This window comes from Sorangium sp. So ce887, from assembly GCF_051521455.1.
Lineage (GTDB): Bacteria > Myxococcota_A > Polyangia > Polyangiales > Polyangiaceae > Sorangium.
Genome location: NZ_CP150354.1, coordinates 8,331,466 through 8,356,734, shown reverse-complemented (window position 1 = coordinate 8,356,734; position 25,269 = coordinate 8,331,466). Strand labels below are relative to the sequence as shown.

Genomic DNA, 25,269 nt, shown 5'->3' with positions numbered 1-25,269 from the left:
GCTATCGGCCCTCGCAGCGCCATGAATGGTCCGGCTGCTCGGCGCATCGGAGACCTTCGTGCATACCGTGGCGGTCGAGACGGGGGCGTTCTGGGCGCACCTCCCGCAGTCGTTCTTCCGCCTCGGCTGGGGGGCGCCGAACGGCCGCGCGGACGCCCGGGCCGCGCAGGACGCGCGCGTGGCGCTCGACGCGGCGCTCGCGCGCCATGACCTGTCTCGCCGTCCGGCGCTCGTTGTCTCGCCATCGAGTTCCATGAGCGCCGAAGGGGCGGATAGGCTTCCGCCCGTGACCGAGCCCGACGACGTGGGCGAGTGGATCCGCCGCTTCCAGAGCGGCGACCCCACGGCCTTTGCCGAGATCTTCCGGCGTTATCGCCGCGACGTCGCGCGGCTCGTCTTCAGGATGCTCGGGCCGACCGCCGACGCGGAGGACGTCATCCAGGAGGTGTTCATCCAGGTGCACCGGAGCCTGGGGGACTTCCGGGGGCAGTCGAAGTTCTCGACGTGGCTCCACCGGGTGACGGTCAACGCGGTGCTGATGGCCCGGCGCGCGGCGCGCTCCCGGCCGGTGTTCGCGTGCGAGCCCAGCATCAATCTCGAGGCCGACCGCGGCATGCTCCCGGACGAAGACGCCGCTCGCGCTCGCAGGATCGACGCCTTCCGGCGGGTGCTGGAGCGCCTCCCCGAGAAGAAGCGGGTCGTCTACGTCCTCCACGAGCTCGAGGGCATCGCGCCCACCGAGATCGCGGAGATCGTCGGCGCCCCGGTCCTGACCGTCCGGACGCGGCTGTTCTATGCGCGCCGGGAGATCGAGGCGATGATGCGCGCCGAGCCCGCGCTCGCCCAGCTCGCCGTCGAGCTGGCCGAGGGCGGCGCGGACAGGGTGGACGCCACAGGTCCGGAGGCGACGCGCGAACGGGTTTCGAGAGGGGGCGCCGCTGTGGGGTATCCCGCGGCGGATCAAGCGGCTGTCGACGCGGAGGACATGTGAGCGGCGCAAAGCAGTACGAGCGGGCACGGGAGCACATGGATCGGCTGCTCCGCGCCGAGGAGCCTCCGGAGCCTCGCTGGGACGCCATCGAGCGCGAGCTGTTCGCGCGGATCGATCGGCCCTCTTCGGAGCGTCGCGCCGCTCCGCCGCAGCGCTCGCCGCTCGGGCGCGCGCTCGCGTTCGCGGCGGCCGCGGCGGCGATCGCGTTCGCGGTCCTCGCGGCCGGGCGCTCCGCCCCGCCCGTCGCGGCGACGTCGACGCCGCCGCGCGCCCGCGATCTCGCGGACGTGCCCAGGGCCGCCGGGGCGGCCGACGACCTGGATTTTCGCGCCCTCCGGCCAGGCGACTCCGTCGAGACCGCGGCCCACGCGATCTCCTTCGTCGATGTCGGCTCGGTGCGCTGGACGCTCTTACCGAACAGCCGCGCCGTGGTGCGCGCCGTGGGCGCGGCGGGGGTCGGCCACGTGATCGCGCTCGATCGGGGCTCGGTCCGGGCCGACGTCGTCACGCGCGCGCCCGAGGAGGGGCTCGTCGAGGCGTTCGCCGTCGAGGTGGACGGCACCCGCGTCGCGGTGCACGGCACGCTCTTCACCGTGACCCGCCTGGAGAATCGCGTGGAGGTCGACGTGGAGCACGGCACCGTCGCGGTCGGTCCCGCGGCGTACCGCGGCGCGACCACCGCGCACCTGCTCGTCGGTCCGTCGCGCGGCACCTTCTCGCTCGACGGCGGCCGCGAGGCGCGCCTCCTCCAGCGCCCCGCGCCGCAGGACAGCGCCCCCGCCGCCGCCCCGCCGGAGCCGGCGCGTCCGCCTGCGTCGCCCCGGCCGACCACCGGCGTGCGTCCGCCGAGCGGAGCTGCTGCGGCCCCGGTGGCCGTCGCTCACGTGGAGGAGGCCGCCGCGCCCGCCTTCTCGGCGATCGCCGAGCCGGCCGCCCCGGCGGTCGACGAGCCGACTCCGCCGTCGGCGACCGAGCCGTCGCTGGCCGTCGCAGAGCCGGTCCCCGACCCGCCGGCGACCTCTCACCCGCCGGCGCTGACGCCAGCGTCCGTGCAATCGCTGCTGTCGAGCTGTTTCGCGCGCGAGAGCGCTGGCGGTTCGTCCTGGGTCCGCAGGTCGATCGTCTCGACGCTGCGCATCTCCGTGCACCCGGACGGCAGCGTCGCCGCCGTGCGCTTCGACCCGCCGCTCCGGCCTGCGCTGCAGGCCTGTGCCGCAGGCCTCTACCAGGGTCGCTTCGCGGAAGGCCCGAGGCAGCTCGCCATCCCGTTGACCATCGAGGACTGAGCGCGGCCGTCGCGCGGGGAGCGCTGCGCGGCCGTCGCGCGGAGGCTCAGAGCGAGCCGAGGAGCTGCGTGAGCGCGTAGGTCTCCCGCGCGCCCATCACCCCGAACTGCACCCCCATCCCCTCGGAGGTGGTCCATCGCACGATCGACGGGATCGCGGCGGCCTGCTTCAGGCCCGCCAGGGACAGCAGCACCTCGATGGTCGCTCCGAAGGGAGCGGGCGAGCTGGTCTTGATGAACATCCCGCCGAGGCTGATGTCGCGGCATGTCGCATCGACGCGCGGGCCGTCGCCGATCCGGAACGCGATCGAGAGCTCGATGGGCTTGCGCGGGTGCTTGCGGTGATCTCGCACGTGCCTCGCTGGCTAGGTGCGCGGCGCTGGAGGTCGCCGCGTGGGGTATTCTGAAGCGCAGAGGAGACGATCAATGTCGCGAGCCGAGAGCGTCGCTGTCAAGCGCCGGGAGCCGCGCTCGGCTCGGTCGAGCCGCAGCCGGGCCGTCGCGTCGTCGCGCGCGGAGGTCGCGGCGGAGCGCCGCGGCTGGAAGCGGCACCTCGAAGGCTGGGAGCCGGGGCTCGTGGCCCTCTTCATCGCGGGCTCCGCGGCCATCCTCGCGGTGCCGCGATCGGTCGAGCCCGCCGAGCTGCCGCTGCCGCTCGCCGACGCGCAGGCCCTCGCGCAGGCGCGGGACGCGGACATCGCGCGCGCTGGCGAGGCCGAGCAGCTCGGGCTCGACGCCGAGGTGCGCGAGCTCGGCTCCGCCATCCGCGCGTTCGGGGTCGTGGACGCCGACGCGGATCACACCGAGGCCGAGCTCCTCGCCGCGCGCAGGCGCGTGCTCGAGGCCGTGGGCCCCGCGCTCGCCCAGGGGGACGAGGCGGTGCTCCGGCTGCGGGCCTACCAGATGAGCTCGTTCGTCCGCGAGGTGCGCCGCTTCGAGGCGACCGGCGAGGAGTCCGACGAGCTCCGCGAGCTCGGCGGCAATTTCATCGGGCTGCTCCGCCGAAACACATGGCTGAGGCGAGGGGAGGCGGGGCCGCGCGGCGGCGACGAGGCGCGCCGCATCGCCATGGATGGCGCCGTGCTCGGGGTGCTCTTCAAGAAGCGCTGGGGCGCCATCGTGGGCCTCCAGCGAGCTCCGTTCGGGGTGGCGCTCGACGAGGAGCGCGCGCTGTTCAAGTTCCTGCTGTCGCACCCGCTCGGCGGGAGGAGCGCGCAGGATCTCGCGGCGCCTCCCGCCGCGGAGGCGGCGGCGCGCCCGGAGCAGCAGGCCGGCGAGCCGGGGCCGCGCTCGCCCGCGGCGGCGCTCCGCGCGGCGGAGGCGCAGCGCGCCGAGGAGCACTATCGCCTGAAGAAGATCGACGAGCTCGCCGCGCTCGACCCGGCGTACCCCAGGCACCTCGCCCGCGGCGTCACCCTCTACCGGCTGGGGAAGTTCGTGCAGTCGGCGGAGGCGTTCCGCAGCCACCTGGAGCAGCACCCCGACGGGGCGTACACGCTGCGGGCGCAGAACCACCTGCGCGCGGCGCTGGAGCGCGCGAGCGAGGAGACGTTCTAGAGCGACAAACGGGTTGAAACCCCGAAAAAAAGCAGGATTTTCACAGGGAGGCGAGGAGGCGGGGAGCGAGAGACGGCGAGAGGGAGAAATTCATTTTTTTCTTCCTCCCCGCCTCCTCGCCTCCCTGTGAAAATTCTCCGGGTTTCAACATGATTGGCGTTCTAGCGGACCGAGCGCCGCGCTCGAGGAGCGACTCGATCAGGCGGCGCCGAGCCGCTACGGGCCCCTGCGCATCCCGCCTGGGCGGTGAGGGCGCCCGCTGATCCCCTTGGCAGGGTTGCCTTGCGCGCCGCGCCCCCGGCGCGTCTCCATCTCGTTCATGATCCCCTGCATGGCCGAGGCCTGCAGGAACCGGCGAGCGGCCGGAAAGACCTCCTGCTCCTCGCAGGCCACGTGGCTCTGGTACGCGGCGCGCAGGCTCTCGATGAGCTGGGGGAGCACCTCCACCGCCTCGGGGCCGCCGTCGCGCTCGATCGCGGTGCGCAGCGCGTTGATCGCGCGCTGATGCGCCTTGTGCTCCTGCCGGAGGCGATCGAGGGTCGGCGCGATGGCTTCGAGCACCGCGAGCCGCGGGAACAGCGAGCGCTCCTCGTCCTCCTGGTGCCGGCTCATCGACCGCTCGAAGTAGGCCACAACGCTGGAGAGACCCTCGAGCGCGGCGGCGCGCCCGCGGCCATCGCTGAGCGCCCGCGCGGCGCGCGCGAGGTCGTTCAGGTTCTCTTCCAGGCTCCGGTGAGCGGCGGCGAGCTTCTCGAGAGGATCGTTCCGGTCATCGGGCATCCATCGATGATCGAGCAAGTGCGCAGAGGCGTGGGAGCTTTTTTCTCTCCGCGCGCGGTTTCGCGCCCCCGCGCGCTGGCCGTCCGATCACCTCGCCGCTTGCCCAGCGCGGGGGATGACCTCCCACCTTGCCTTCACGGAAGGCTCGCGTTGCGGGGCAGCTCGATCCGCAGCTCGGGGGCCAGCATCTCGCGCGCGAGGTGCACCTCGAGCAGGTCGATCACGGGGCTCTTCGACACCGCCCGGAGCCGCTCGTCCGCGCCCGCATCGCCGGCCGCCTTCTTGGCCATCGCCGTGTAAAATTGCGTCTCCACGCGCTGCGCCGCGCTCTGGGCGAGCTTGCCGAGATCCGCGTCGCTGAGCCTGCCGTTCGCCCACGCCGCGAGCTTCCCTGTCCAGGACGCGCGAGTCGCCGCGCTGTCCAGCGCGCGGCCCGCGGTGCCGTCCGTCGCGACGCCGAGGGCGCGCTCCAGCAGGAGGACCCAGAGCCCGCCGTAGACGAGATCCTCCTCGTCCACGTTCGCCTCGAGGCCGCGCTTCAGCGCCCGCCGCGCGGCGGGGAGATCGCGCTCGACGAGCGCGCGCCCCACGGCGTCGAGCATCGTGGCGCCGAGCTGCGGCGGCTCGGCGGCCACCAGGGCGAACGCCCGCTCGTAGGCGCGGGTCGCGCCCTTCTCGTCGCCATAGCCGTCGAGGATGCGCCCGAGCAGCCGCTCTGTCCGCGCCTTCGTGCCGGGATCCCGCGCGCGCTGCCGGGCGTCGAGCGCGGCGGCGAGCGCCGCGTCGAGCGACTCCTTGGCCCGCTCCTGCGTGCCCGCCTCGCGGTGGAGCTCGAAGGCGAGCAGGTGCGCCTGGATGATCTCGAGCGGCGCGGTGCGCGCGTCCGGCGCTCCCAGCGCCCGCCGCACGTCCTCCAGCGCGGCCTGGAGCTCGCCGGACTGCCGCTCGGCCATCGCGAGCAGCGTGAGCCCGTTGACCGTCGGCTCGGCCGCCGTGGCGGCGCGGAGGAGCGGCAGCGCGCCGGCGAGGTGGCCGGCGCGCAGCTCGAGCGACGCCATGAGGGACCGGACGCGCGCGCCCGACGGATCGAGCACGGCGCCGCCGCGCGCCGCCCGGTCGGCGAGCACGAGCAGCGGCCCCGCGGCGCTGTAGGTGCGCCGGGCGGCCTCGAAATCGTCGCTCGACGCCTCCTCCGAGAGCGCGCCCAAGAGGAGCCCCAGCGCGGCCCCGAGCGCGCCGGGGCTCGGCCGGTCGCCGAGCGCGCCGGCGATCACGAGCGGCGTCGCCTCCGACATGCCGAGGCGGATCATCACCTGGGAGAGCAGGGTGGCGCTGTCGTAGCTCAGCGGATCGCGCCGGTAGGCCTCCAGCGCCGTGCCCCAGATCGCCCCGTTGAGCAGGTCCTGCAGCATCCCGGTCTCGGCGTCGCGCTCCTGCGTGTCGTGGAGGGCGAAGGCGGTCGCGAGCGCCTGCCACGACACCGCGTCGTCGCCGGACGCGGCGGCCTTGATCCGCTCGTACAGGCCGGGCGGGATCACCCGGCGCGCGCTCGTGCGGTCGATCTGCTCGAGCGCGCCCTTCGCGTCGCCGTAGCGGAGGAGCAGCGCGGCCATGCTCGCGCCGCCCGACTCCAGCGCGCGCGCCGCCTCGACCGCCTCCTCCCGCTCCGGCCGCTTTCCCCCTTGCCGGTACTCGATGTTGAACTCGATCGCCCGATCGATCCACGCCGCGGTGGCGGCGGCGGCGCGCTGGATCGTCTCCGGGCGGCTGTCGATGAGGGCGCGCGAGACGGACGCGCGCTGCTCCATGCCGAGCTGCTCGAGCGGCCCGCCGGTGCGCGTCTCCTTCATCCAGCGATCGAGCGCGGCCAGGTGCTCGTCGACCTCGGCGCGGGCCCGGCTGCCGCTCGGCAGCGCGGCGGCGCGGAGCTCCATGAGCGCCCGCACCCGCCCCTCGTCGCCGCGCGGGCTCATTCGCTCGATGGCGCCGGCGAGGGCGCGCTCGCCCACGGCGTCGATCATCTCGGCGTGGCCCTCGCCGGGACGGACGAGGTAGAGCGCGCCGAGGACGCTGTCGACGGCCCGGTCGGGCTGCCCGGCGTGGAAGCGCGCCGCGGCGTGCGCGAGCTGCCTGCGGATCACGCCGATGAGCAGGCCCGTGCGCTGCGGGCTCTGCTTGCCGTCGCGCACGATCGTGTAGAGGCTGCCGGAGAAATCGGCGTCGCGGACCTCGACGACCGCGGCGCGGCCTTCGGCGCCGGGCGGCCCCTTCGCCCCCGGTGTGCCGGAGGCCCCGCAGGCGAGGGGAGAGAGCGCGAGGGCGAGCGCGGCGAGACCCCGGGCGAGACGGCGCCGGGGGAACAAGGTCGGCAGCGACATTGCAGGGCAGTGTACACGGGCGAAGCGTGCGCGCACCCCCCGGGGCGCTCTGTCGCCAGCGCTACCGCGAGGCGTCGCCGAGCTTGCGGCCGAGCAGCTTGGACGCGAGCGTCTCGCCGAGCTCGCTCATCATCAGCTGCTCGACCACCGCCTCGGTCGCGGCGCTCTCCGCCTCGCTCGCATACTGGAACTCGATGCCCATCCCCGCCGGCGCCTCCTCCGTCGCCTCGGCGGGCATCACGATCCACTTCACCCGCCCGCGGAGGCGGAGCGGCTCGGCCAGGTTGCGGATCGAGAGGGCGAAGACGAACTCGGTGCCGATAGCGAGCGGCCGATCGGTCCGGATGAACGTCCCGCCTTTCGAGATGTTGCGCGTGTAGTCAGCAAAGAACGTGTTGAGTCGCTTGTACTCCACGCTCAGCTCGATCGCGGCCCGATGGGCTGAGCGGCGGTCCGTCTCCGTCACGGCACCACCCTACCACGGCGCACGCGGCCCAGAGTAAAGTCGCCGGTCATGGAACTTGGTGGTGCCAGGGCCGCGGTCGCGAGCGGGCGGCGCAGGATCGGCGCGCTCAAGGACGGGGCGCTCGTCGCCGGGCGGGCGGTGACGCAGACGGGGCTCCTCGCCGCGCTGCGTTGGCCGGGGCTCAAGGTCCTCGCGCGCGAGCTCGCGAAGGGCAAGGCGAACCCGTCGCTCCTGTTCCGGTTCTACGCCGAGAACAGCCCGCACCGCATCGCGGTGGTCGACCCGCGGAGCCTCGCGCGCGGCGCGGCCGAGGGCGACGTGAAGGCCCCGGCCGAGGATCGGGTCTACTCGTTCTTCGCGCTGAACGAGGCGATCGAGCGGCTCGGCTACGCGCTCGACCGGCGCGGCGTCGGCCCGGGCGCGACCGTGCTGCTCGCGCTCAAGAACCGCCCCGAGTTCGTGATGAGCCAGATCGCGCTCGCCCGCGTCGGCGCGTCCGTGGTGACGGCCTCGTGGCGATCGACCCCCGCCGAGCTCTCCTACCTCGCCGGCCACTCCGGGGCGCGCCTGCTCGTGTTCGACGCCGACATCGCCGACGTGATCCGCGAGGCCGCGCCGCGGCTCGAGGGGATCCCGCGCGAGAGCATGATCGCGGTCGGCGAGCGCGCCCCGGGCTTCGCGCACTTCGACGAGCTCATCGCCGAGCGCGGCGCCGCGCCGGATCGGAGCGAGCGGGCCGCGGTGGTGATGTACACCTCCGGCACCACCGGCAAGCCGAAGGGCGCGGTGCGCGGCTTCGGCGGCGGGGTCGTCGTGTCGGCGCTCGGGGCGATCGGCGCGACCCCGATGCGCGCGGGGGACGTGCACCTCGCCGTGGGCCCCCTCTACCACCTCACGGCGCTCGGCTTCGTGAACCTCTCGCTGGTCCTCGGCGCGACGATCGTGATCCTCCCGGAGTTCGATCCGGAGCTCTTCCTCGAGGCGATCCAGCGTTACCGCGTGACGACCACGACGGTCGTCCCGACGATGCTCCACCGCGTGCTCGAGCTCGGCGAGGCGCGCCTCCGCGCCCACGACACGTCGTCGCTCACCGCGATCTTCACGGGCGGCGCGCCGCTGCCGCCGGCGCTCGCGACGAAGGTGATGGGGGTGTTCGGCGACAGGCTCTTCAACTTCTACGGCGCGACCGAGACGGGCATGGTGACGATCGCGGGCCCCGAGGATCTGCGCGCGTCGCCGGGCACCATCGGGCGCCCGGTCGCCGGCAGCGAGCTCATGCTGGTGGGCGAGGACGGGAAGCCGTGCCGCGACGGCGAGGTGGGCGAGCTCTATGTGAGGAGCCCCCTGCTCGTCTCCGGCTACCACAGAGATCCGGACGCCACGCGCGAGTCGATGCTGGACGGTTACTTCTCGGTCGGCGACCTCGCGCGCCGCGACGCGCGCGGCTGCTACCACATCGAAGGCCGCAAGCGGGACCTGATCATCTCGGGCGGCGTGAACGTGTACCCCGCCGAGGTGGAGTCGGTGCTCCACGATCACCCGGCGGTCGCCGAGGCCGCCGTGGTGGGCGTCCCGGATCGCGCCTGGGGGGAGCGCGTGCGCGCGTTCGTCGCCCTGCGCCCCGGCGCGGCCGCGAGCGAGGACGACATCAAGGCGCACTGCCGCGCAGAGCTCGCGGGCCCGAAGGTCCCGCGCGAGATCGTCTTCGTCGACGCGCTGCCGCGCAACCCGACGGGCAAGGTGATGAAGCGCGACCTCGCCGGACCCGAGCCGAAACCAGCGGAATAGGCGCGCCGGTAGCCGCTGTCCCGGGAGCGCGATCGATGCTATTTCGCACCTCGTGCGGGATCCGTACGAAGTGTTGGGCGTCGAGCGCTCCTCGACGCAGGATGAAATTAAAGGCGCTTTCCGGCGACTCGCCGCGCAGCACCATCCCGACAAGAACCCGGGGGACCAGGGCGCGCATGTCCGCTTCAAGGAGCTGAACGCGGCCTACCAGATCCTCAGCGATCCGCAGAAGCGCGCGGCGTTCGACCGGTTCGGCCCCGCCGCCGTCGGCGCCGCCGCCGGCTCGGGCTTCCAGGGCGTGCCCTTCGACATGCAGGACCTCAACCTCGACGCCATCTTCGGCGACCTGCTCGGCGCCCTCGGCATCAAGGTGGGCGACCGCGGGACGCTGCAGAAAGAGGTGCGGATCAGCTTCGAGGAGGCGGCGTTCGGCTGCACGAAGCAGATCACCTACGATCGCGTCGAGCCGTGCGGCGACTGCGCCGGCTCGGGCTCCGCGCCCGGGGCGTCGACCGAGCGCTGCGCGGCGTGCGCGGGCCGCGGCCGGGTCCGGATGCAGCAGGGGATGTTCCCCATCGCGATCGAGCGCCCCTGCGGCCGGTGCCGCGGCACGGGCCGGATCGTGACCGACCCGTGCAAGACGTGCCGCGGCGCCGGCCTCGCGGCGAAGCAGAAGACCATCGAGGTGACCATCCCCGCGGGCGTGGAGAACGGCGCGACCCGGCTCGTGGAGCGCGGCGGCAACGCCGCCCGCCCCGATCGCGGGCCGGGCGATCTCGAGCTCACCATCCGCGTCGCGCCGCACGAGCTCTTCCGCCGCGTCGGCGACGACGTGGTGTGCGCCGTGCCGATCTCGTTCGCGCGCGCGGCGCTCGGCGGCGAGCTGGAGATCCCGACCCTCGACGGGAAGGGCAGGCTGCGGATCCCCCCGGGCACGCAGCCCGGCTCGGTGCTCCGGATCAAGGGCAAGGGCATCCCGCGCCGCGTCGTCGGCGGGCGCGGCGACCAGCTCGTCGAGGTGAGCGTCGAGGTGCCGACGCAGCTCACCGCCTCGCAAAAAGAGCTCATCGCCCAGCTGGCGAAGGACCTCGGCGAGAGCGTGCAGCCGCAGCAGGCCAGCTTCATGGACAAGCTCAAGGGCCTGTTTGGTTGACCTGCCGCGCGCCCGCGGGCGATCCTTTGCGTCCCGCTGAACGCCGAGGCACGAGCGCTGCCTCGAGCACCTGAGCCGACATGGCGAAGGAGGCATCGGACATGGACAAACCGAAGTTCATCGACGTCCTGAGCGACTCCACGGGAGAGACGGCGGAGAAGGCCGTGCGCGCCGCGCTGCTCCAGTACCCGGACGCGGGGGTGCAGATCCGCCTCCACACCCGGGTGCGCACGCCGGACATCGCGCGGCCGGTGCTCGAGCGCGCGGCCAGGGAGGGCGCGCTCGTCGTGTTCACGGTGGTGAGCCCCGAGCTGCGCGAGTTCGTGCACGCCTCCACGGCCGAGCTGAACATCGAGGCGATCGATCTGATCGGCTCGCTCATCGGCCGGCTCGGCACCTTCCTCGACCGGGAGCCGATCAACCTGCCGAGCGCGATGCTGCCGCTGAGCGAGGAGTACTTCCGGCGCATCGAGGCGGTGGAGTTCGCGGTCAAGAGCGACGACGGCAAGGAGCCGAGGAACTTCAAGCGGGCGGACATCGTCCTCGTCGGCGTCTCGCGCACGTCGAAGACGCCGCTGTCGACGCTGCTGGCGCAGCGCGGCCTCAAGGTCGCGAACCTGCCGCTCGTGCTCGGCGTCGCGCCGCCGCCCGAGCTCGTGGACGCCCCGCAGGACAGGGTCGTCGGCCTGACCATCGGGCTCGACCAGCTCTGCGAGATCCGGCAGGCGCGCCTGCGCCAGCTCGGGATGCCCTCCGAGACGAACTACGCGATGCGCGAGCACGTCCGGCAGGAGCTCGACTTCGCGCGCCGGCTCTTCGCCGCGCACCCGGAGTGGCCGGTGGTCGACGTCACCGGGCGCGCCATCGAGGAGACGGCGGTGATCATCCTGGAGCACCTGAAGGAGCGCGACGAGCGCGCGAAGGCCGTGCGCTCGTCGCTGATGTGAGGCCGCGCGGCCGAGCGGGGCGCGCGACGCCGCCGCACGGCGCGAAGGCAGGAAAGCGGCGTGTCCAGATGGGCGTGCTGCGTGTCCAGATGGGCGTGCTGCGTGTCCAGATGGGCGTGCTGCGTGTCCAGATTGGCGTGCTGCGTGTCCAGATTGGCGTGCTGCGTGTCCAGATGGGCGTGCTGCGTGTCCAGATGGGCGTGCTGCGTGTCCAGATGGGCGTGCGGCGTGTCCAGATGGGCGTGTGCCGGTCGCCGCCGCGCCCGCTCAGCGGGCGAGCGCCCGCGTCTCTCCCACGTCGAGGATCCAGAGCGCGTCGGCCGGGAGCCCGCGCTCCTGCCAGCTCCCGGCGGGGCGCGCCGCCGGTCAGCTCACGATCTTGAGGGCGCGGCCGACGAGGACCTCGTTGTGGCTGCCGGTCCTGTACCCGCCGAGATCGAGCGTCACGTACCGGAAGCCGTGCCGCTTGCCGGCGGCCACGATCTCGGCGCGCAACGAGGGCTCGGCGGCGCGCGCCAGCTCGCCCGCGTCGAGCTCGATGCGCGCGAGGTCGTCGTGGTAGCGGACGCGGACCTGGCGGAACCCGAGGCCGCGCAGCGCGCCCTCGAAGCCGCCGATCTGCGAGAGCCGTTCGCGGGTGACGCTGGTCCCGTAGGGGATGCGGCTGGAGAGGCAGGCGGCGGCCGGCTTGTCCCAGATGGGCAGGCCGACGCGCGCCGCGCCGGCGCGCACGTCGGCCTTGCTGAAGCCGAGCTCGACGAGGGGGCTCACCACGCCGGCCTCGCGCGCCGCCTCGAGCCCGGGGCGGTAGTCGCCGAGGTCGTCCGTGTTGGTGCCGTTCAGGATCGCCGCGAGCCCCCATTCGGACCGCTTGTGCACGGCGATCCGGTAGAGCTCGCTCTTGCAGTGGAAGCAGCGGTCGGGGTTGTTCGCCACGTAGCGCGGATCGTCGATCTCGGACGACGCGACAAGCCGGTGGTCGGCGCCGATCAGGCGGGCGATCGCCGTGGCGTCTTCCTTCTCGGCGGGCGCGAGGCTCGGCGAGACCGCGGTCATGCCGACGGCCCTCGGGCCGAGCTCCTGGTGGGCGACCGCGAGGACGAAGGCGCTGTCGACCCCGCCGGAGTAGCAGACGAGGACGGAGCCGAGCTCCCGGAGCCGGGCGCGCAGCCCGGCGAGCTTGGGGTCGATGGGGGAGCCCTGGGGCGTGAGCGACGGCGCGGACATGGCGATCCTCCCTTTACCACAAGCCGTCTGGCGCGCCGGTCGGCCCGGCGCCCGAGCGGGATCCGCGCCCGATGCCGCCAGGTTACTTGCGGTTCGAGCGCCGGTTCTGACACGCTAAACGGCGAGATGGACTCGAAGAGGAAGCAGGCAGGCCGCACCGCCCTGCCGTTCGCGGTCGCGGTGGCGCTCGCGGCCGCCGCGAACGCCGGCCAGGGGTGCGGAGACAACCGGCTGCCGCCGCGGGATCTGCCGCGCGCGGACGAGCAGCGGTCGCTCCCGCGCTGGTACCCGGAGAGAGCCTGGTCGGAGCAGGGCGGGGAGAGCCAGGTCTACATCGAGGGCAAGATCGTCTTCGACACGAGCAAGGCGGTGATCCGGCCGGGCAGCGAGAAGACGCTGGAGACGCTGCTCCAGTTCCTCAAGGAGCACCCCGAGGTGACGCGGCTGCGGATCGAGGGGCACACCGACGCGCAGTCGAGCGAGGAGCGCAACCAGGAGCTCAGCGCGCGGCGCGCCCTCGCGGTCGCCGACTGGCTGGTCGACCGCGGGGTCGAGAACACCCGGCTGATCGCGGTCGGCTTCGGCGAGTCGCGCCCGCTCGGGCCGAACGAGATCGCGGCGGGGCGCAGCGAGAACCGCCGGGTCGAGCTCCACGTGGCCGAGGTGAACGGGCGCCCCTTCCAGGGGCAGGACCCGTACGCGGGCGGCCTCGCGCTGGAGGTGCTGAGCCTCGAGGAGCGCAAGCTGCGCGCGGCGCAGGCCGCGCAGCCCAAGGCGCCCCCGCCCCGCAAGGCGTTCGTGGCGACGGGCGACGAGATCAAGCCGGTGCCGGTCAAGCCGCCGGTCGAGACCGGGGGGCCGGAGGGCGAGCCGCTCAAGCCGAGCGCGCCGGCCAAGGAAGCGCCCGCGAAGGGCGGGGCGCCGCCGGCGGGCGGGGGCTGAGCGCTCTCAGCGCGTGAGCGCCCTCAGGGCGCGAGGTGGCGCGCGCGCGGCGACCGCGTGCGGTACCGCTCCAGGAGCGCGAGCGCCGCCTCCAGCGACGCGCCGTACGGGAGCACGTTGCCCTTCGGCGTGGCGTACTCGAGGTAGAGGTTGTCGTCCGTGGACAGGATCGGCCCGCCGTCCTCGGCCGCGTCGGTGATGAGGCGGTCGAGATCGTCGCCGGAGGTCACGAGATCGTCGAGGAGATCCGCGAGCCGCGCGCCGGCGAGCGTCGCGCGGAGCGCCGGGCGCGCGTCGAGCGCGGCGAGGCGCGCCTCCGAGGCGGAAAGCGGCGCGGCGCTCGCGACCAGGATGCCCTGCGCGCCGCCCACGAACAGCGCCACGTGCGGGAAGGCGCTGCGCATCGTCCGGATCACGACGGCGAGCTCGCGCCGCCGGATGTGGTGGAGCTGCACCCACTGCTGCAGGACGCCGCCCTCGGTGAGCCGGGACCGGGCGAGCTCGTAGAACTCGCGGCTGTAGAGGCTCGCGGCGCCCGCGAACCAGACGCTGGTGAGCTCGATCGCGATGAGGTCGTAGCGGCCCTCGGGGGCGACGAGCAGCTCGTTCCTGCCGTCGTTGAGCGAGAGGTGGACGCGCGGGTCGTCGAGGGCGTGGAGGCTCGGGCCCGCGAAGAAGCGGCGAGAGGCCTCGACGATCGCGGGCGAGATCTCGGCGACGTCGATGCGCTCGAAGGGGTAGGCCGCGATGGTGCCGGTCGTCGTGCCCGTACCGAGGCCGATGACGAGCGCGGCGCGCGTGTCGCGGACGAAGAGCGAGGGGAAGTGCGCGAACCGCCGCTGCGCGGTCATCTCGGGGCCGTCGTCGCCCTGGAATTTGCCGTTCGTGAACATGGTCGTGACGCCGGCGCGGCGCGCGACGGTGGTGACGCCGCCGTGCACGTCCTCGCGCACGAAGTCGATGCGCTCGGGGCGCGGCCCCATGGCGAAGTAGACGTTCGCGCCGCTCGTGAGGCGGGCCATGTCCCAGCGAGGCGAGAGCGCGACGAGGGCCACCGCGGCGGCGGCCACCGCGAGGGCGCGGGGGAGCTCCGCGCGGGCGCGCGCGGCGGCGAGGACGGCCGTGAGGGCGAAGGCGAGCGCGATCGCGAGGAGGGCGCGCTCCGAGCCGAGCGCGGGCAGGATCAGGTAGCCGGTGATGATGGAGCCGGCGATCGTGCCCAGGGTGTTCGCGGAGGTCAGCTTGCCGACGCGCGCGGCGACGTCGGCGTGCGCGGCGGCGCGCGCGAGGAGGAGGGGGAAGGTGATGCCCATGCACAGCGTGGGCAGCGCGAGGATCGCGAGCGCGGCGAGCGCGCGGCACGCCTCGCGGCCGGCCCACCCGTCGACGTGCTTGCCCGCGAAGGCGAAGAGCCGCGGGAGCTGGTCCCACAGCGGGATGGTGGCGGCGAGCGCGAGGGCCGCGGCGACGAGCCCGCGCCAGAGCGCGCCCTCGCCGTGACGGCGCGCGAGGGCCGGCGAGCGCGCGGCGCCGGCCGCGAGGCAGACGAGGAAGACGGCGAGCATCAGCCCGAAGGCGTAGGCGCTGTTGCCGATGAGCAGCGCGAGCAGGTGCGTCTGGACCACCTCGGCGGCGAAGACCAGGAAGCCCGAGGCGAACGCGAGCGGCAGCAGGAACGGCGGCTCGGCGCGGCCGACGGCGGGCGGGAGAGGGGCGCTCGCGGAGCGAGCCTCGGGGGAGCGAGCCTCGGGGGAGCGAGCCTCCGAGGAGCGAGCCTCGGGGGCGTCGGTCGCGACGGCGGTGGACGGGACGGGCGCCGGGCCGCGGAGCCCGGCGACGATCGCGACGGCGCCGAGGACGAGGTTGGCGATCGCCGCGGACCAGAGCGCTCCGCGGATCCCGAGGTGCGGGAGGACGACGTAGGCGCCGGCGAGCGCGCCGGCCGCGCCGCCCGCCGTGTTGATGGCGTAGAGCGAGGCGAGGCGGCGCGCGGCCTCGTGCTCGGCGGGGAGCGCGCCCCCGTCCGGCGCGGCGCCGGCGCGGAGGATGCGCGAGAGCACCGGGAGCGTGGCGCCCATCGCGACCGTGGGGACGACGACCACGAGGGCGGTCAGCGCGGCGCGCGCCGCGGTGAGCAGCGCGAGCGAGTCCGGCGCGGCGCGGGCGACGGCGACGTAGGCCGAGGTCAGCGCCTCGAACACGAACGGCGAGACGGCGCAGATGACGCCGACGATCGCCTCGAGCACGCCGTAGACGACGAGCGGGCGGCGGGCGGCCGCGGCGTGGCGGCCGCCGAGGTGCGCGCCGAGGGCGAGGCCGCCCATGAAGGCGGCGAGGACCGTGCTCACGGCATAGGCGGTGGCGCCGAAGACGTAGGCGAGCAGCTTGGAGAAGGCGACCTCGTAGAGGAGGCCGGTCGCGCCGGAGACGAAGAACAGGGCGACCACGAGCGGGAAGCGGGTACGCACGGGCGCGCAAGCTAGTACAGGCGCGCGAGAAGCAGGCACCTTAGCGGCGCGATAGGGGCGGGCGGCCACGCGACAGGGCGCTCCACGGAACGAGCGTTCCGCGCCGCGCCGTCACCAGCCGAGCCGCTGCAGCCGCTCCCGAGCCCCCTTCACCCCGAAGATCGTCTCCTCGTCGGGCGGCACCACGGGCGCGAGCAGCACCGCCGCGAGGACCGCGGTCACGACCAGCGGCGCGCGCGCGTCGTCGCCGGCGACCGGCGGCTCGCGCACCTGCCAGGCCCGCCGCGCCCGCGCGAGCAGCGCGTCGAACCCGCGCCCGCCGATCGCCCGCACCCCCGCCGCGGCCGCCGCCCGCAGGAGAGGCGCGCGATCCAGCGGCGCCGTCAGCACGAGCACCCGGCTCGGCGCGCCGCCGGCGCGGGCGATGTCGACCTCCACGGCGTCGACCATCGGCGTGGCCCCCGACGGATACGCCTTCTTCTGCACGACCGCGAGCTCCGCTCCGAAGAAGACGCGCGCCTGATGCGCCCAGCGGTGCTCGTCGATCCGCGCCTCCGGCTCGGGCGACAGCAGCGACCAGCCCTGGCCCGGCGGCAAGAGCTCGATACGTCCTTCCGCCCACCCGTTGCTATCGAATTCCATTCGCGCGCCCGCTGCCACGGTAATCCCGGGATCGGCCTGGTCCGGGTCGCGCGAAGGCGCGACCGGTGCTCTATAGTTCATGTCATCTCGGGTAAAGGTGAGCCCTGCATGCCGAAGTCCGATCCGGCGTCGGAAGAGCAAGGTCGGGCCGCCCTGAGGGCGGCCCTCTTCGTGCATCGCCGCGCGCCCCTCTCGCGCCTGCTCGCCCGCCGCGGCCTCGGCCCCTACCGCGGCTACGGCGAGCTCCTCGAGGCGATCGAGCGGCTCGCCGACCGGGGAGCGCAGCTCTCCTTGATCGGGCGCTCGGTCCGCGGCGAGCCGCTGCTCGCCGTCCACCTCGGCGCAGCCCGCCCGGCCGCCGGCGATCGGCCGGGTGTGGGGCGCCCGGCGCTGCTCTCCCAGGGCGCGCGGAGCTCCTCGAACGGCGCCCCGCCCCGCGGCGCCCACGGGGGCAGCGGCGCGCCGGGCGGCGCGGACGAGCCGTCGGCGAGCGACGCCGCCGCCGCGGAGCCGCCCGTGCGCGCCGGCCCGCTCGACCCGCGCGGCTCCGCGGGCGCCGGGCCGCGCGGCCGCGAGCGGACCACGGTGATCCTGTCCGGGATCCACCCCCTCGAATGGGTCGGCATCGAGGCGCACCTCGCGCTGCTCGACCGCCTCGCGACCGAGGACCTCGGCGGCCGGTCGATCTTCGCCGTCCCGATCGTGAACCCCGACGGGCTCCTCCGCGTCGAGATGAACCTCCGCTCCGGCCGCCACCGCTACGTGCGCGGCAACGCCCGCGGCGTCGACCTCAACCGGAACTTCGACGCCGGGTGGTACGAGCGTGGCCTCGTGCAGCGCCTCATCGGGCTCGTCGTCTCGCCCGGCAGCCGCCCCGCCAGCGAGCCCGAGGTCGAGGCGATCGCGCACGCGCTGTCCTCGCGCCGGATCGACCGCGCCCTGTCGCTGCACAGCGCCGGCGGCGCCGTGCTGTACCCGCCGGCGCACAGCCTCTGGCCCGTGGCCGACGCCGCCGAGCACCGCGCCTTCGCCCTGCGCGTCGCGCGCGCCGCGGACCGCAAGCCGTACCGCGCCATGTCCTACGTCCGCTTCGCCTGGGGCATCCGCAAGGCGGGCCTGGAGATCGACTGGCTCCACGATCGCCACGGGGCGCTGTCGCTCCTCGTGGAGTGCTCGCGCGGCAAGCTCGGCCTGCGCCCCTCGCGGCTCGTCGAGCCGTTCGCCTGGTACAACCCCCGGAAGCTCGACGACGCCACGCCGCCGCTCGTCGAGGCCGTCCTGCCCTTCGTGAAGGGCGCGCGCCCCTGAGCGCGCCGCTCCGGGGTCGGTCCGAGCGCGCCGCTCAGGACTCGACCGGCTCGCCGACCGGGATCTTCTGCAGGCCGAGGACGACGCCGATGGCGGCGAAGCTCGCGGCCATCAGGCCGTACGCCGCCAGCGCCCGGTGCTCGATCAGCCAGCCGGCGCTGATGGGGCCGACGATCTGCGAGATGCTCGCCAGCGACTGGCTCACGCCGAGCGCCGCCCCCTGCTCGTCGCGGCCGACGCTCTTCGTGAGCAGCGTGGTGACGGCCGGCCGCACCACCGCCGAGCCGAACGCCCCGATCGCCACGAGCACCAGCAGCGTGGGCAGCGCGGACGCCACGCCGAGCAGCCCGTAGCCGACCGCCATCGCGCCGAAGCCGATCAGCGCGAGCCGCTCCTCGCCATACCGCTTCGCCAGCCGGCCGATCGCGCCGCCCTGGATGCTCCCGCCGATGAGGCCGGAGAACGCGTAGAGGTAGCCCGTCTCCTTGATGCCGAACGCGAAGCGCCGCTCGAGGAAGAGCGCGAGGCCGCCGATGAGCGTCGAGAACGAGAGGGTGAAGGCGAAGAACTCGAGCAGCCGGCGGCGCGGGAGCGGCCGATCGAAGTACCGGCGGAAGGCGTCCCCGCGGCCGATCGTCGCCGCGCGAGCAGGCGCGGCCGCGGCCGCATCGGGCGAGGCCGCCGGCACGATCGGCTTCGCCGGCAGCAGCGTGGCCGTCAGGACGATCGACAGCAGCGACAGCGCCGCCGCGCCGTAGGCCGGGGCGCCGTAGCCGAACCGGCTCGCGAGCTCCCCCGTGACGGCCGGGCCGAGCAGGAACCCCGAGCCGAAGGCGATGCCGATCAGGCCGAACGCCCTTGTGCGCTCCTCCGGCCGGGTCACGTCGCTGATGTACGCCTGCGCGATCGTCAGGTTCCCGGCCGTGAGGCCGTCGATGATCCTCCCCACGAAGAGCATCGACAGCGAGCCCGCCGAGCCGAGCACGAGGAACCCGAGGAACGTGCCGGTCTGGCTCGCGAGCAGCGTCGGCTTGCGGCCCACCCGGTCGGAGATCCGCCCGAGGATCGGCCCGGAGATCAGCTGGCAGACCGCGTAGCTCGCCGCGAGCACGCCGACCATGAGCTCGCTGGCGCCGAAGTGCTCGGCGTAGAACGGGAGCAGCGGCAGGACGAGCGTGAGGCCGAGGACGTCGACGAAGACGGTAAGGAAGATCGGCAGGAGCGGCGAGCGGAGCATGGTGGCTTTCGGTGGCGATGACGGCGGTGAGGACCGCGGAGATCCGCGCCGGAGGTGGCCGGATCGGCAGACGGGCGCCCGGACGGCGGTGTCCTCATGACCCATCTGCGGCGCGGTGGGTACCCTCCAGCGCGCCTCGGCGGCCCCGCCCGGCCGGCGCGCCGGCCCGGGGCGCCGCTGCGCCGGGGGTCAGCGCCCGGCCTGTCTGGCCCCGCGTGCGTCCGGACGCGGGTCGGGATCGCGCAGCGCGAGCGTCATCTGGATGTCGTTCAGGATGGCGTCGTCGACCCGGAACGCGTCCTCGCGGGTGCCGATCGGGACGAAGCCCATCCGCGCGTAGAGCCGCATGGCGCGCTCGTTGTTGGAGAAGACCCCGAGATCGAGGTACGAGAGGCCCGCCTTGTCGCGCGCCCAGGCGATCGCCGTCTCGAGCAGGCGCCGGCCGTGGCCCTGCCCGGTGTAGGGGCCGAGGATGCCCATCGCGAGGACGGCGCGGTGGCTCTCGGACCAGACGCGGCCGCCGCGCAGCTCGATGTGCCCGATGACGCGCGCCCGCGGCTCGGTCGATCGGAGCAGCCAGGCCCGTCCCCAGAGCGGCTCGTCGAGCGCCTTGCTCCAGCGGTCGCGCGCGCTCTTCTCGACCTCGTCGGGGGCGAGCGACGTCACGACGGCGAAATGGGGCACGCCGCGGCGGCCGGACTCGGCCACGTGCTCGACGAGGTAGGTCATGAAGGCCCGCGCGTCCGAGTGCTGCGCCGGGGTGATGGCGGGGAGGGCGAGGGAAACGTCCATGCCGTGGCGCGCGCTGCGCCGCGGGGAGCGTAATGCCGCCGCGGCGCCCGCGCGACCTCCAACGGAGCGGGGGCGGGGGCGGGCGGCCCCTGGCTGAGCCGGACTGAGGGCCGGCGACGGCCGCGCGCGGGGCGAACGGCGAAGGCCGTGGTCCGCGCGCTCGGGTTGCTGGAGCTGGAACTGGAGCTGGAAGGGGAGAGGAGGGCGGGGGCCCCGGCGAGGGGCCCCCGGTGCAGCCAGGAGCGGATCAGTCGAGGTACAAGCCCAGCTGCTCAGGATCGGCGAGGCCGAACCTGGCCATCATCTGGAGCATGTAGTCGGGCACCGACTTGTAGCTCTTCAGCTCGTACGCGTAGTGGTTCTTGTAGACGGTGAGCTGCGTGCAGTTCGGGTCGATGTTCTGATCGCACGCCGGCACGTCCTTGAGCGTGCCGACCGGGGGCACGTCCTTGATGGCCGGGTCCGGGATGATGATGGCGGCGCCGTCCGGGTGGTACGTGACCATCGCGCGACCGTACCTGTTGAAGCCGGGGCCGTACCCGGCCGTGTACGCCGGATCCGCGGGGATGCTGTCGCTGGGGTTGCCCGGCTGCGCCTCGTGCCTCGGGTCGAGCTGGTACCCCTTCGCGGTGAGGGCGTTGGCGTACTCGAGCACGCGCGCCGCGATGCCCTTCTGCACCCACTTGCCGCCGGTGCCCTCGCAGGCCGCCCTGTCCTTGCCGATCCCGAAGAGGCACTCCATGCCGTACGTGCGGGCGTAGTAGACCTGCCCGGACGTCGGATCCTGCCACTCGATGCGCTGCTCGATCCCGGGCTCGGCGTCGGTGCCGAGCCGGTAGACGCGCAGCATGTCCATCCAGTTCGTCTTGCCGTTCGCGGGGATGTACGCGAGCGTCCAGGCGATCAGGAACTTCTGCACCTCCCAGCCGATCTGCGGATCGACCGCGATGGTGCGGGGGACGGTCTCCGGGTTGAAGTCGCCGCCGAGGTAGTTCGAGCAGAGGTTCTTCCCGTCCGTCGGGAAGCAGACCTTCGGCCCCTCGTTCGGCCACCAGCTGACCCAGCCCATCGGGCGCGCCGGGAACTCCTTCGCCAGCGGGTCGGGATCCGTGCTCTCCGCGTCGACCACGGGGAAGCCGTTCGCGTCGGCCTCGATGCGAGGCGCGAGGAGCGAGCGATCGCCGGTGAGGGCGTTGGCGAGCAGGCGGCGGTACCCCTCGGGCAGCACGTCGGCCATGCCGACCGCGCGGAAGCGGGCGTCGTAGAAGTCGCGGCGGGAGCTGCTCACGAACCGGTCCTCCGACTCGGAGAGCAGGATCGCCGCGTTCACCTTGTCGTAGTAGCTGCCCGCGTTGATCGTGAAGTCGGTGTCGAAGTCGCCGTTGTCCTCCGAGTTCGCGTTCTCGAGCGGGTGACCGCCGAACCCGACGTCCTTCAGGTAGCCGGTCGAGCCGTTCGGGATCTGCACCAGCACGGGGCTGTTGACCGTGCCGCCGAAGCTGCCGAAGTCGGTGCCGGCGCCGTAGTCGTCGCCGTCCTTGTTCGAGCGCAGGACGCGCCACTCGGACCAGGGGTCGTTCACGACGTTGGCCTCCGTGTTGCGCAGGTAGTGCGGCCCATCCTCCGGGCGCGAGAGCTGCCGGGCGAAGTGGTCGAAGGCCACCGTCGCGGCCACGACGTTCTCCTCCAGGCCGCCGTCGATGAGGAGCGGCCACAGCGTGTCGAACGACAGGCCCTGGTTCGTCGCGAGATCCTGGTAGATCGTCCCGAAGAACCCGATGCCGCCCGCGATGCCGAGGAGCTTCTCGCTGTAGCGGCTGTAGGACCGATCCGCCGCGCTGCGGACGTTGAACGTCGTGCGGTCGCGCCGGAAGTTGTCGAAGATGTGCCTGTTCTCCTGGGAGGTGAGCAGGAACATCAGCTGCTCGTACGGGTCGGCGCCGTTGTCGTGACGGAAGACCGAGACGTTGCCGGTGTCAGCCCAGTTGTCGCTCGCGAACGCGTACGGCACGCGGACCCGGTTCTGCTCGTCGACCGCCGGACCGCCGCGGAAGCTCCCGATCGCGGTCTCCTTGTCCGTCGGCTTGCGCAGGTGCTTCCAGCCGACGTAGTCGACCGGCTGCTGGCGGCAGCGCTTCGTCTCGTTGCCGACCGTGACGATGCCGCCGTCGATGACCTGGTGCCACTTGCCGTCGACCGCCTCGTTCCAGCTCGCGGGCGGCTGGGTCGGCACGTCGTAGCAGTCGCGGATCATGCCGTACTCCGAGTGCAGCTGGGAGTAGTGGAAGTCCGTGACGCTGGGGTCGTTGGTGGCGTTGCCCTTCGCGAACGTGCCGTACTTGATGCCGGCCAGCCCGCCGAAGGAGTCGGTCGCGGCGAGGAGCGCGCCGCCGATCTTGCGGCCGGCCAGGTAGTTGGGGTCGCCGTTGTCGTAGACGCTCACCGTGTCGCCGTAGAAGAAGCGCGCGGCGGCGAAGTCGTAGACGCCGAGGCCGACGAGGTCCTGCGAGACGTCGCCCGGGTAGTCCATGACCGTGGAGTGCTGGAACATCCAGATCATGTTCTTCTGCTCTTCGTCCGTGATCGCGTCGAAGTAGCGGGGGCCGACGCACTTGTCCGTGTCCTCGCCCGCCTCGCCGGTGCACGCCGCCTTGATCGCGCCGTTCTTCGTCCTGAGCTGCCAGTACTGGGGCCGGAAGAAGAGCGAGGCGTAGGTGCTCACGAAGTTGTGCCGGAGGCCGACGGAGTGCCCCATCTCGTGCGCGATGACCGCGTACTGGTAGCGGCGCTGGATGTACTTGAACATCCGCTCGTAGCGCCCCCGCTTGTCCGCGTCGGTCTCCTTGTCACCCACGGGGAACTTCTCGCTGAGCGCCTCCGCGAGGCCCGTCATCGCCGAGGCCTCGGGGGCCTCGTGCAGGATGCAGGCGCCGCGCTTGGCGAGCGCGTTGTCGTGCATGCGGCGGAGCTGCGACTGCACCTTCGGGTTGTTCATCCCGAACGGCGACGCGGCGTCGGCGAGCGGGCCCTCGACGGGCATGCCGGCCGGGATCCCCGCGCGCTGGAGCATCGCCGGGTTCATGAGCTCCGCCTCGGCGAGGCTGCCGCGGGCGGCCTTCATGCGGGCGCTCACGACCGCCTGCTGCGGCGAGGCGATGTCGCCCCGCACCGCGATGTCGGCGACCTGGGCCTTCATCGGCTGGATGATCGCCTTGAGCGCGGGGGAGGCGCCCTGCGCGACGAGGGCCTTGTACGCCTCGGGGTCGAGCTTCGTGGCGCTCGCGAGCCGCGAGGTGACCTCGTCCTTCGTCATCGTGGGCCCCTGGCCGCCGCCCGAGACGCGGCTCGCCTGCGACCAGTCGCGGATGTACTTGCCCTCGGTGATCTCGGCGGTCGGGATCTCGCCGTTGATGTAGCGGACGAGATCGAGCAGCCCCTGCGCCGCGGAGTCGGTGACGTGGCTCCAGATGTTGATGCTGGCGGCCAGCTTCTCGCCGGTGATCGGGTCGTCGGCGTCGGCCATGATGCCCCACGGCGAGGGGGTCTGCGGCTTGTCGACGATGAGGACGCTGTTGTAGCGGAGGTCGCCGAGCCGCGGGGAGAGCCCCTCCTCGCCGCAGGCCGGGTGATCACCCGCGATGACGGGGTTGTGGCAGAGGACGATCACGGGCGGCTGCGTCACGACGCCGCCGATCGCGAGCGTCGCCTGGTCGTTGCCGCGCCTCTCGGAGAGGTCCTGCACGGCCGCCCTGGCCGCCTGGTCGCACTGCGGCGCGTCCCAGCCGTTCGCCCGACGGCACGCGTTCAGGTCGCGCGAGATCGTGGTGGCCTCGTCGATGTCGTCCTGCTGGCCTCTCCACATCGGGAACCGCGCCTCGCAGTCGGCGCCGCCGGTCTTCCTGCACTCGACGAGGCGCGACGTCTGGATCGCGGTCTTCATCGCGAGATCCCACTCCTCGGCGGCCCAGTTGGTCGCCTCGAAGAGGTCCTCCGACGTGTTGCCGCCGAGGTACCAGGGGATGACGACGGCCTCGCGCTGCGCGTAGGGCAGCGTGCACTTCTGCTTGTACACGTCGCACTGCGAGCCCGGGCCGGCCGCGGCGCACTCGTCCGCGGTGCCGTCCTTGTTCTCGTCGCGGTTCGGATCGGCGGTCAGGTCGCCCGATCCCTGGGTCGTCTCCCGGGTCGCGCAGGCGATCGCGCCCTCCATCGTCTCCGGGCTCGTGTAGTGGTGGCTGCGCTTCCAGAGGTTGTAGCGGGCCGCGAAGCGCCGCCACTGGTTGTCCAGGATCCCGTAGTTGCGCTCGTAGCCGTAGCGGTAGTCGAAGTTGAAGATGCCGAACGCCTGGAACCGGACGCCGTCGAAGTCGACCGGCTCGTAGTCGGTGTCGACCACCTTCTTGAACGACTGCCGGATCGTGATCTCGACCGGGTTGCAGTTGCCGTACGGGTCGGTGCCGCCGGCGAAGTCGCCCGGGAGCATGCAGGCCGGGAACTTGTCGATGCCCCAGCCGAGGCTGGAGAGGTCGAGCATGGCGGGCGTGGCGAACGCCTTCGTCGTCACGTCGAAGTAGCCGTTCTTGGCGTCGAACTTCGGGGCGTCGGCGGCGTTGGGATCGTTGACGTAATAGGCGAGCGGCTCGTACTCGACGCCTCCGTAGAGGCCGAGCATCGAGAGGGTGTCGAAGTCGTAGGCGTCGGTCGCGAGGTTGCGCGACCAGTCGACGCGCATGTACTCGCGATCGAACCAGAGCTTGTCGGTCGTGTTCTCGACGATGACGTTCGACTCCTCGCCCGTCGCCGGGTTGTAGTCGCGGCGGATGTCGAAGTGCGACTCGATCGCGTAGCTCGCGACGATCTGGCCGTCGTTCGTCGTCTTCCTGGTGAGCCCGTTATAGGTGTTGCCCTTGGTGTCGGTGCCCTCGATGCGCTCGTAAGCGAGCCGAGCATTGAGCTGGTGCTCGGTGACCTCCCACTTGATGCGAGAGACGGGCTGGGCGTACGTCGATGTGAAGAGGCCATCTTGGGCAGCGCCGTACCCGACGTCGATGACCGTGCCCCGCATGTAGAACTCGGGGTCGTCGGCGATGTCGTCCAGGCTCCCTCCGACGAAGAAGGACTTGGCCAGCGCATCGCTCTGGACCTTTCTGATGGACTGCCGCTCCTCTGCGCAGCCCGCCCCCACGACGGTCAGCGCAACGGTGCCAAGGAGCACCGCGCGCCTAAAAATTCGATTCATCAACGATCCTCCGGAAGCTGCCTGTCGAGATCGATGCACAAGCCGGCCTTCGCGACGCACCCGGCGCGG

At 73.1% G+C, this 25,269-nt stretch carries 18 protein-coding genes; 8 read left to right on the top strand and 10 right to left on the bottom strand.

Annotated elements, in window-relative coordinates; all coding sequences use genetic code 11:
* Positions 1-58 precede the first annotated feature (58 nt).
* Positions 59-991 carry an RNA polymerase sigma factor gene (locus WMF36_RS31035; RefSeq protein ID WP_437574384.1) on the top strand — a complete coding sequence of 311 codons (933 nt, stop codon included), beginning with the start codon at positions 59-61 and terminating at the stop codon, positions 989-991.
* Positions 988-2,277 (top strand): FecR domain-containing protein, encoded by a 1,290-nt coding sequence (locus WMF36_RS31030; RefSeq protein WP_437574383.1) that lies wholly within the window; start codon positions 988-990, stop codon positions 2,275-2,277. The genes WMF36_RS31035 and WMF36_RS31030 overlap by 4 nt, the downstream gene beginning before the upstream one ends.
* A gap of 46 nt (positions 2,278-2,323) precedes the next feature.
* On the opposite strand, the gene WMF36_RS31025 is transcribed toward WMF36_RS31030, so the two are convergent.
* Positions 2,324-2,629, bottom strand: a complete 306-nt coding sequence (locus WMF36_RS31025) for a PilZ domain-containing protein (RefSeq protein WP_437574382.1) — start codon at positions 2,627-2,629, stop codon at positions 2,324-2,326.
* Positions 2,630-2,702: 73 nt separating this feature from the next.
* On the opposite strand from WMF36_RS31025, the gene WMF36_RS31020 reads away from it, so the two are divergent.
* Positions 2,703-3,833, top strand: coding sequence for a hypothetical protein (locus WMF36_RS31020; protein ID WP_437574381.1), 1,131 nt, complete (start codon positions 2,703-2,705; stop codon positions 3,831-3,833).
* A gap of 216 nt (positions 3,834-4,049) precedes the next feature.
* On the opposite strand, the gene WMF36_RS31015 is transcribed toward WMF36_RS31020, so the two are convergent.
* The 3 genes from WMF36_RS31015 to WMF36_RS31005 form a co-directional block, all read right to left on the bottom strand.
* On the bottom strand, positions 4,050-4,613 hold the full coding sequence (locus WMF36_RS31015) for a hemerythrin domain-containing protein (RefSeq protein WP_437574380.1): 564 nt from the start codon (positions 4,611-4,613) through the stop codon (positions 4,050-4,052).
* A gap of 134 nt (positions 4,614-4,747) precedes the next feature.
* Positions 4,748-6,991, bottom strand: a complete 2,244-nt coding sequence (locus tag WMF36_RS31010; protein ID WP_437574379.1) for a hypothetical protein — start codon at positions 6,989-6,991, stop codon at positions 4,748-4,750.
* Positions 6,992-7,052: 61 nt separating this feature from the next.
* Positions 7,053-7,457: a PilZ domain-containing protein gene (locus tag WMF36_RS31005; protein WP_437478627.1), complete on the bottom strand. Its 405-nt coding sequence runs from the start codon at positions 7,455-7,457 to the stop codon at positions 7,053-7,055.
* 48 nt (positions 7,458-7,505) lie between these two features.
* Here WMF36_RS31005 and WMF36_RS31000 point away from each other — a divergent pair, with 48 nt between their 5' ends.
* The 3 genes from WMF36_RS31000 (at position 7,506) to WMF36_RS30990 (ending at position 11,345) form a co-directional block, all read left to right on the top strand.
* The gene (locus WMF36_RS31000; RefSeq protein ID WP_437574377.1) at positions 7,506-9,245 is read left to right on the top strand and encodes a class I adenylate-forming enzyme family protein; all 1,740 of its coding nucleotides are present in this window, start codon (positions 7,506-7,508) and stop codon (positions 9,243-9,245) included.
* Between the two features lie 52 nt (positions 9,246-9,297).
* The gene (gene dnaJ, locus WMF36_RS30995) at positions 9,298-10,398 is read left to right on the top strand and encodes a molecular chaperone DnaJ (protein WP_437574376.1); all 1,101 of its coding nucleotides are present in this window, start codon (positions 9,298-9,300) and stop codon (positions 10,396-10,398) included.
* A 101-nt stretch (positions 10,399-10,499) separates the two neighbouring features.
* Positions 10,500-11,345: a pyruvate, water dikinase regulatory protein gene (locus WMF36_RS30990; RefSeq protein ID WP_437574375.1), complete on the top strand. Its 846-nt coding sequence runs from the start codon at positions 10,500-10,502 to the stop codon at positions 11,343-11,345.
* Positions 11,346-11,711: 366 nt separating this feature from the next.
* Here the strand turns inward: WMF36_RS30990 and larE are convergent, their stop codons facing one another.
* On the bottom strand, positions 11,712-12,572 hold the full coding sequence (gene larE / locus WMF36_RS30985; protein WP_437574374.1) for an ATP-dependent sacrificial sulfur transferase LarE: 861 nt from the start codon (positions 12,570-12,572) through the stop codon (positions 11,712-11,714).
* Positions 12,573-12,698: 126 nt separating this feature from the next.
* Here larE and WMF36_RS30980 point away from each other — a divergent pair, with 126 nt between their 5' ends.
* A complete protein-coding gene (locus WMF36_RS30980; RefSeq protein ID WP_437574373.1) occupies positions 12,699-13,514 on the top strand; it encodes an OmpA family protein in 816 nt (271 codons plus the stop codon).
* Positions 13,515-13,537: 23 nt separating this feature from the next.
* On the opposite strand, the gene WMF36_RS30975 is transcribed toward WMF36_RS30980, so the two are convergent.
* The gene (locus WMF36_RS30975) at positions 13,538-15,982 is read right to left on the bottom strand and encodes a fused MFS/spermidine synthase (RefSeq protein ID WP_437574372.1); all 2,445 of its coding nucleotides are present in this window, start codon (positions 15,980-15,982) and stop codon (positions 13,538-13,540) included.
* A gap of 111 nt (positions 15,983-16,093) precedes the next feature.
* Positions 16,094-16,705: a hypothetical protein gene (locus WMF36_RS30970; protein WP_437574371.1), complete on the bottom strand. Its 612-nt coding sequence runs from the start codon at positions 16,703-16,705 to the stop codon at positions 16,094-16,096.
* A gap of 27 nt (positions 16,706-16,732) precedes the next feature.
* On the opposite strand from WMF36_RS30970, the gene WMF36_RS30965 reads away from it, so the two are divergent.
* Positions 16,733-17,932 carry a M14 family metallopeptidase gene (locus WMF36_RS30965; protein WP_437574370.1) on the top strand — a complete coding sequence of 400 codons (1,200 nt, stop codon included), beginning with the start codon at positions 16,733-16,735 and terminating at the stop codon, positions 17,930-17,932.
* 34 nt (positions 17,933-17,966) lie between these two features.
* Here WMF36_RS30965 and WMF36_RS30960 read toward each other — a convergent pair whose 3' ends face one another.
* From WMF36_RS30960 to WMF36_RS30950, 3 genes are all read right to left on the bottom strand, one after another.
* Positions 17,967-19,169 carry an MFS transporter gene (locus WMF36_RS30960; protein WP_437574369.1) on the bottom strand — a complete coding sequence of 401 codons (1,203 nt, stop codon included), beginning with the start codon at positions 19,167-19,169 and terminating at the stop codon, positions 17,967-17,969.
* A 189-nt stretch (positions 19,170-19,358) separates the two neighbouring features.
* Positions 19,359-19,961, bottom strand: coding sequence for an N-acetyltransferase family protein (locus tag WMF36_RS30955; RefSeq protein ID WP_437574368.1), 603 nt, complete (start codon positions 19,959-19,961; stop codon positions 19,359-19,361).
* 247 nt (positions 19,962-20,208) lie between these two features.
* Positions 20,209-25,200, bottom strand: a complete 4,992-nt coding sequence (locus tag WMF36_RS30950; protein ID WP_437574367.1) for a hypothetical protein — start codon at positions 25,198-25,200, stop codon at positions 20,209-20,211.
* Between the last annotated feature and the right edge of the window lie 69 nt (positions 25,201-25,269).

What these genes read in the sequence shown, in the direction of transcription:
- WMF36_RS31020 (WP_437574381.1), top strand. Translation starts at nt 2,703, where the DNA reads ATGTCGCGAGCCGAGAGCGTCGCTGTCAAGCGCCGGGAGCCGCGCTCG.
- WMF36_RS31015 (WP_437574380.1), bottom strand. Translation starts at nt 4,613, where the DNA reads ATGCCCGATGACCGGAACGATCCTCTCGAGAAGCTCGCCGCCGCTCAC.
- WMF36_RS31010 (WP_437574379.1), bottom strand. Translation starts at nt 6,991, where the DNA reads ATGTCGCTGCCGACCTTGTTCCCCCGGCGCCGTCTCGCCCGGGGTCTC.
- WMF36_RS31000 (WP_437574377.1), top strand. Translation starts at nt 7,506, where the DNA reads ATGGAACTTGGTGGTGCCAGGGCCGCGGTCGCGAGCGGGCGGCGCAGG.
- WMF36_RS30990 (WP_437574375.1), top strand. Translation starts at nt 10,500, where the DNA reads ATGGACAAACCGAAGTTCATCGACGTCCTGAGCGACTCCACGGGAGAG.
- larE (WP_437574374.1), bottom strand. Translation starts at nt 12,572, where the DNA reads ATGTCCGCGCCGTCGCTCACGCCCCAGGGCTCCCCCATCGACCCCAAG.
- WMF36_RS30980 (WP_437574373.1), top strand. Translation starts at nt 12,699, where the DNA reads ATGGACTCGAAGAGGAAGCAGGCAGGCCGCACCGCCCTGCCGTTCGCG.
- WMF36_RS30970 (WP_437574371.1), bottom strand. Translation starts at nt 16,705, where the DNA reads ATGAACTATAGAGCACCGGTCGCGCCTTCGCGCGACCCGGACCAGGCC.
- WMF36_RS30965 (WP_437574370.1), top strand. Translation starts at nt 16,733, where the DNA reads ATGCCGAAGTCCGATCCGGCGTCGGAAGAGCAAGGTCGGGCCGCCCTG.
- WMF36_RS30960 (WP_437574369.1), bottom strand. Translation starts at nt 19,169, where the DNA reads ATGCTCCGCTCGCCGCTCCTGCCGATCTTCCTTACCGTCTTCGTCGAC.
- WMF36_RS30955 (WP_437574368.1), bottom strand. Translation starts at nt 19,961, where the DNA reads ATGGACGTTTCCCTCGCCCTCCCCGCCATCACCCCGGCGCAGCACTCG.
- WMF36_RS30950 (WP_437574367.1), bottom strand. Translation starts at nt 25,200, where the DNA reads ATGAATCGAATTTTTAGGCGCGCGGTGCTCCTTGGCACCGTTGCGCTG.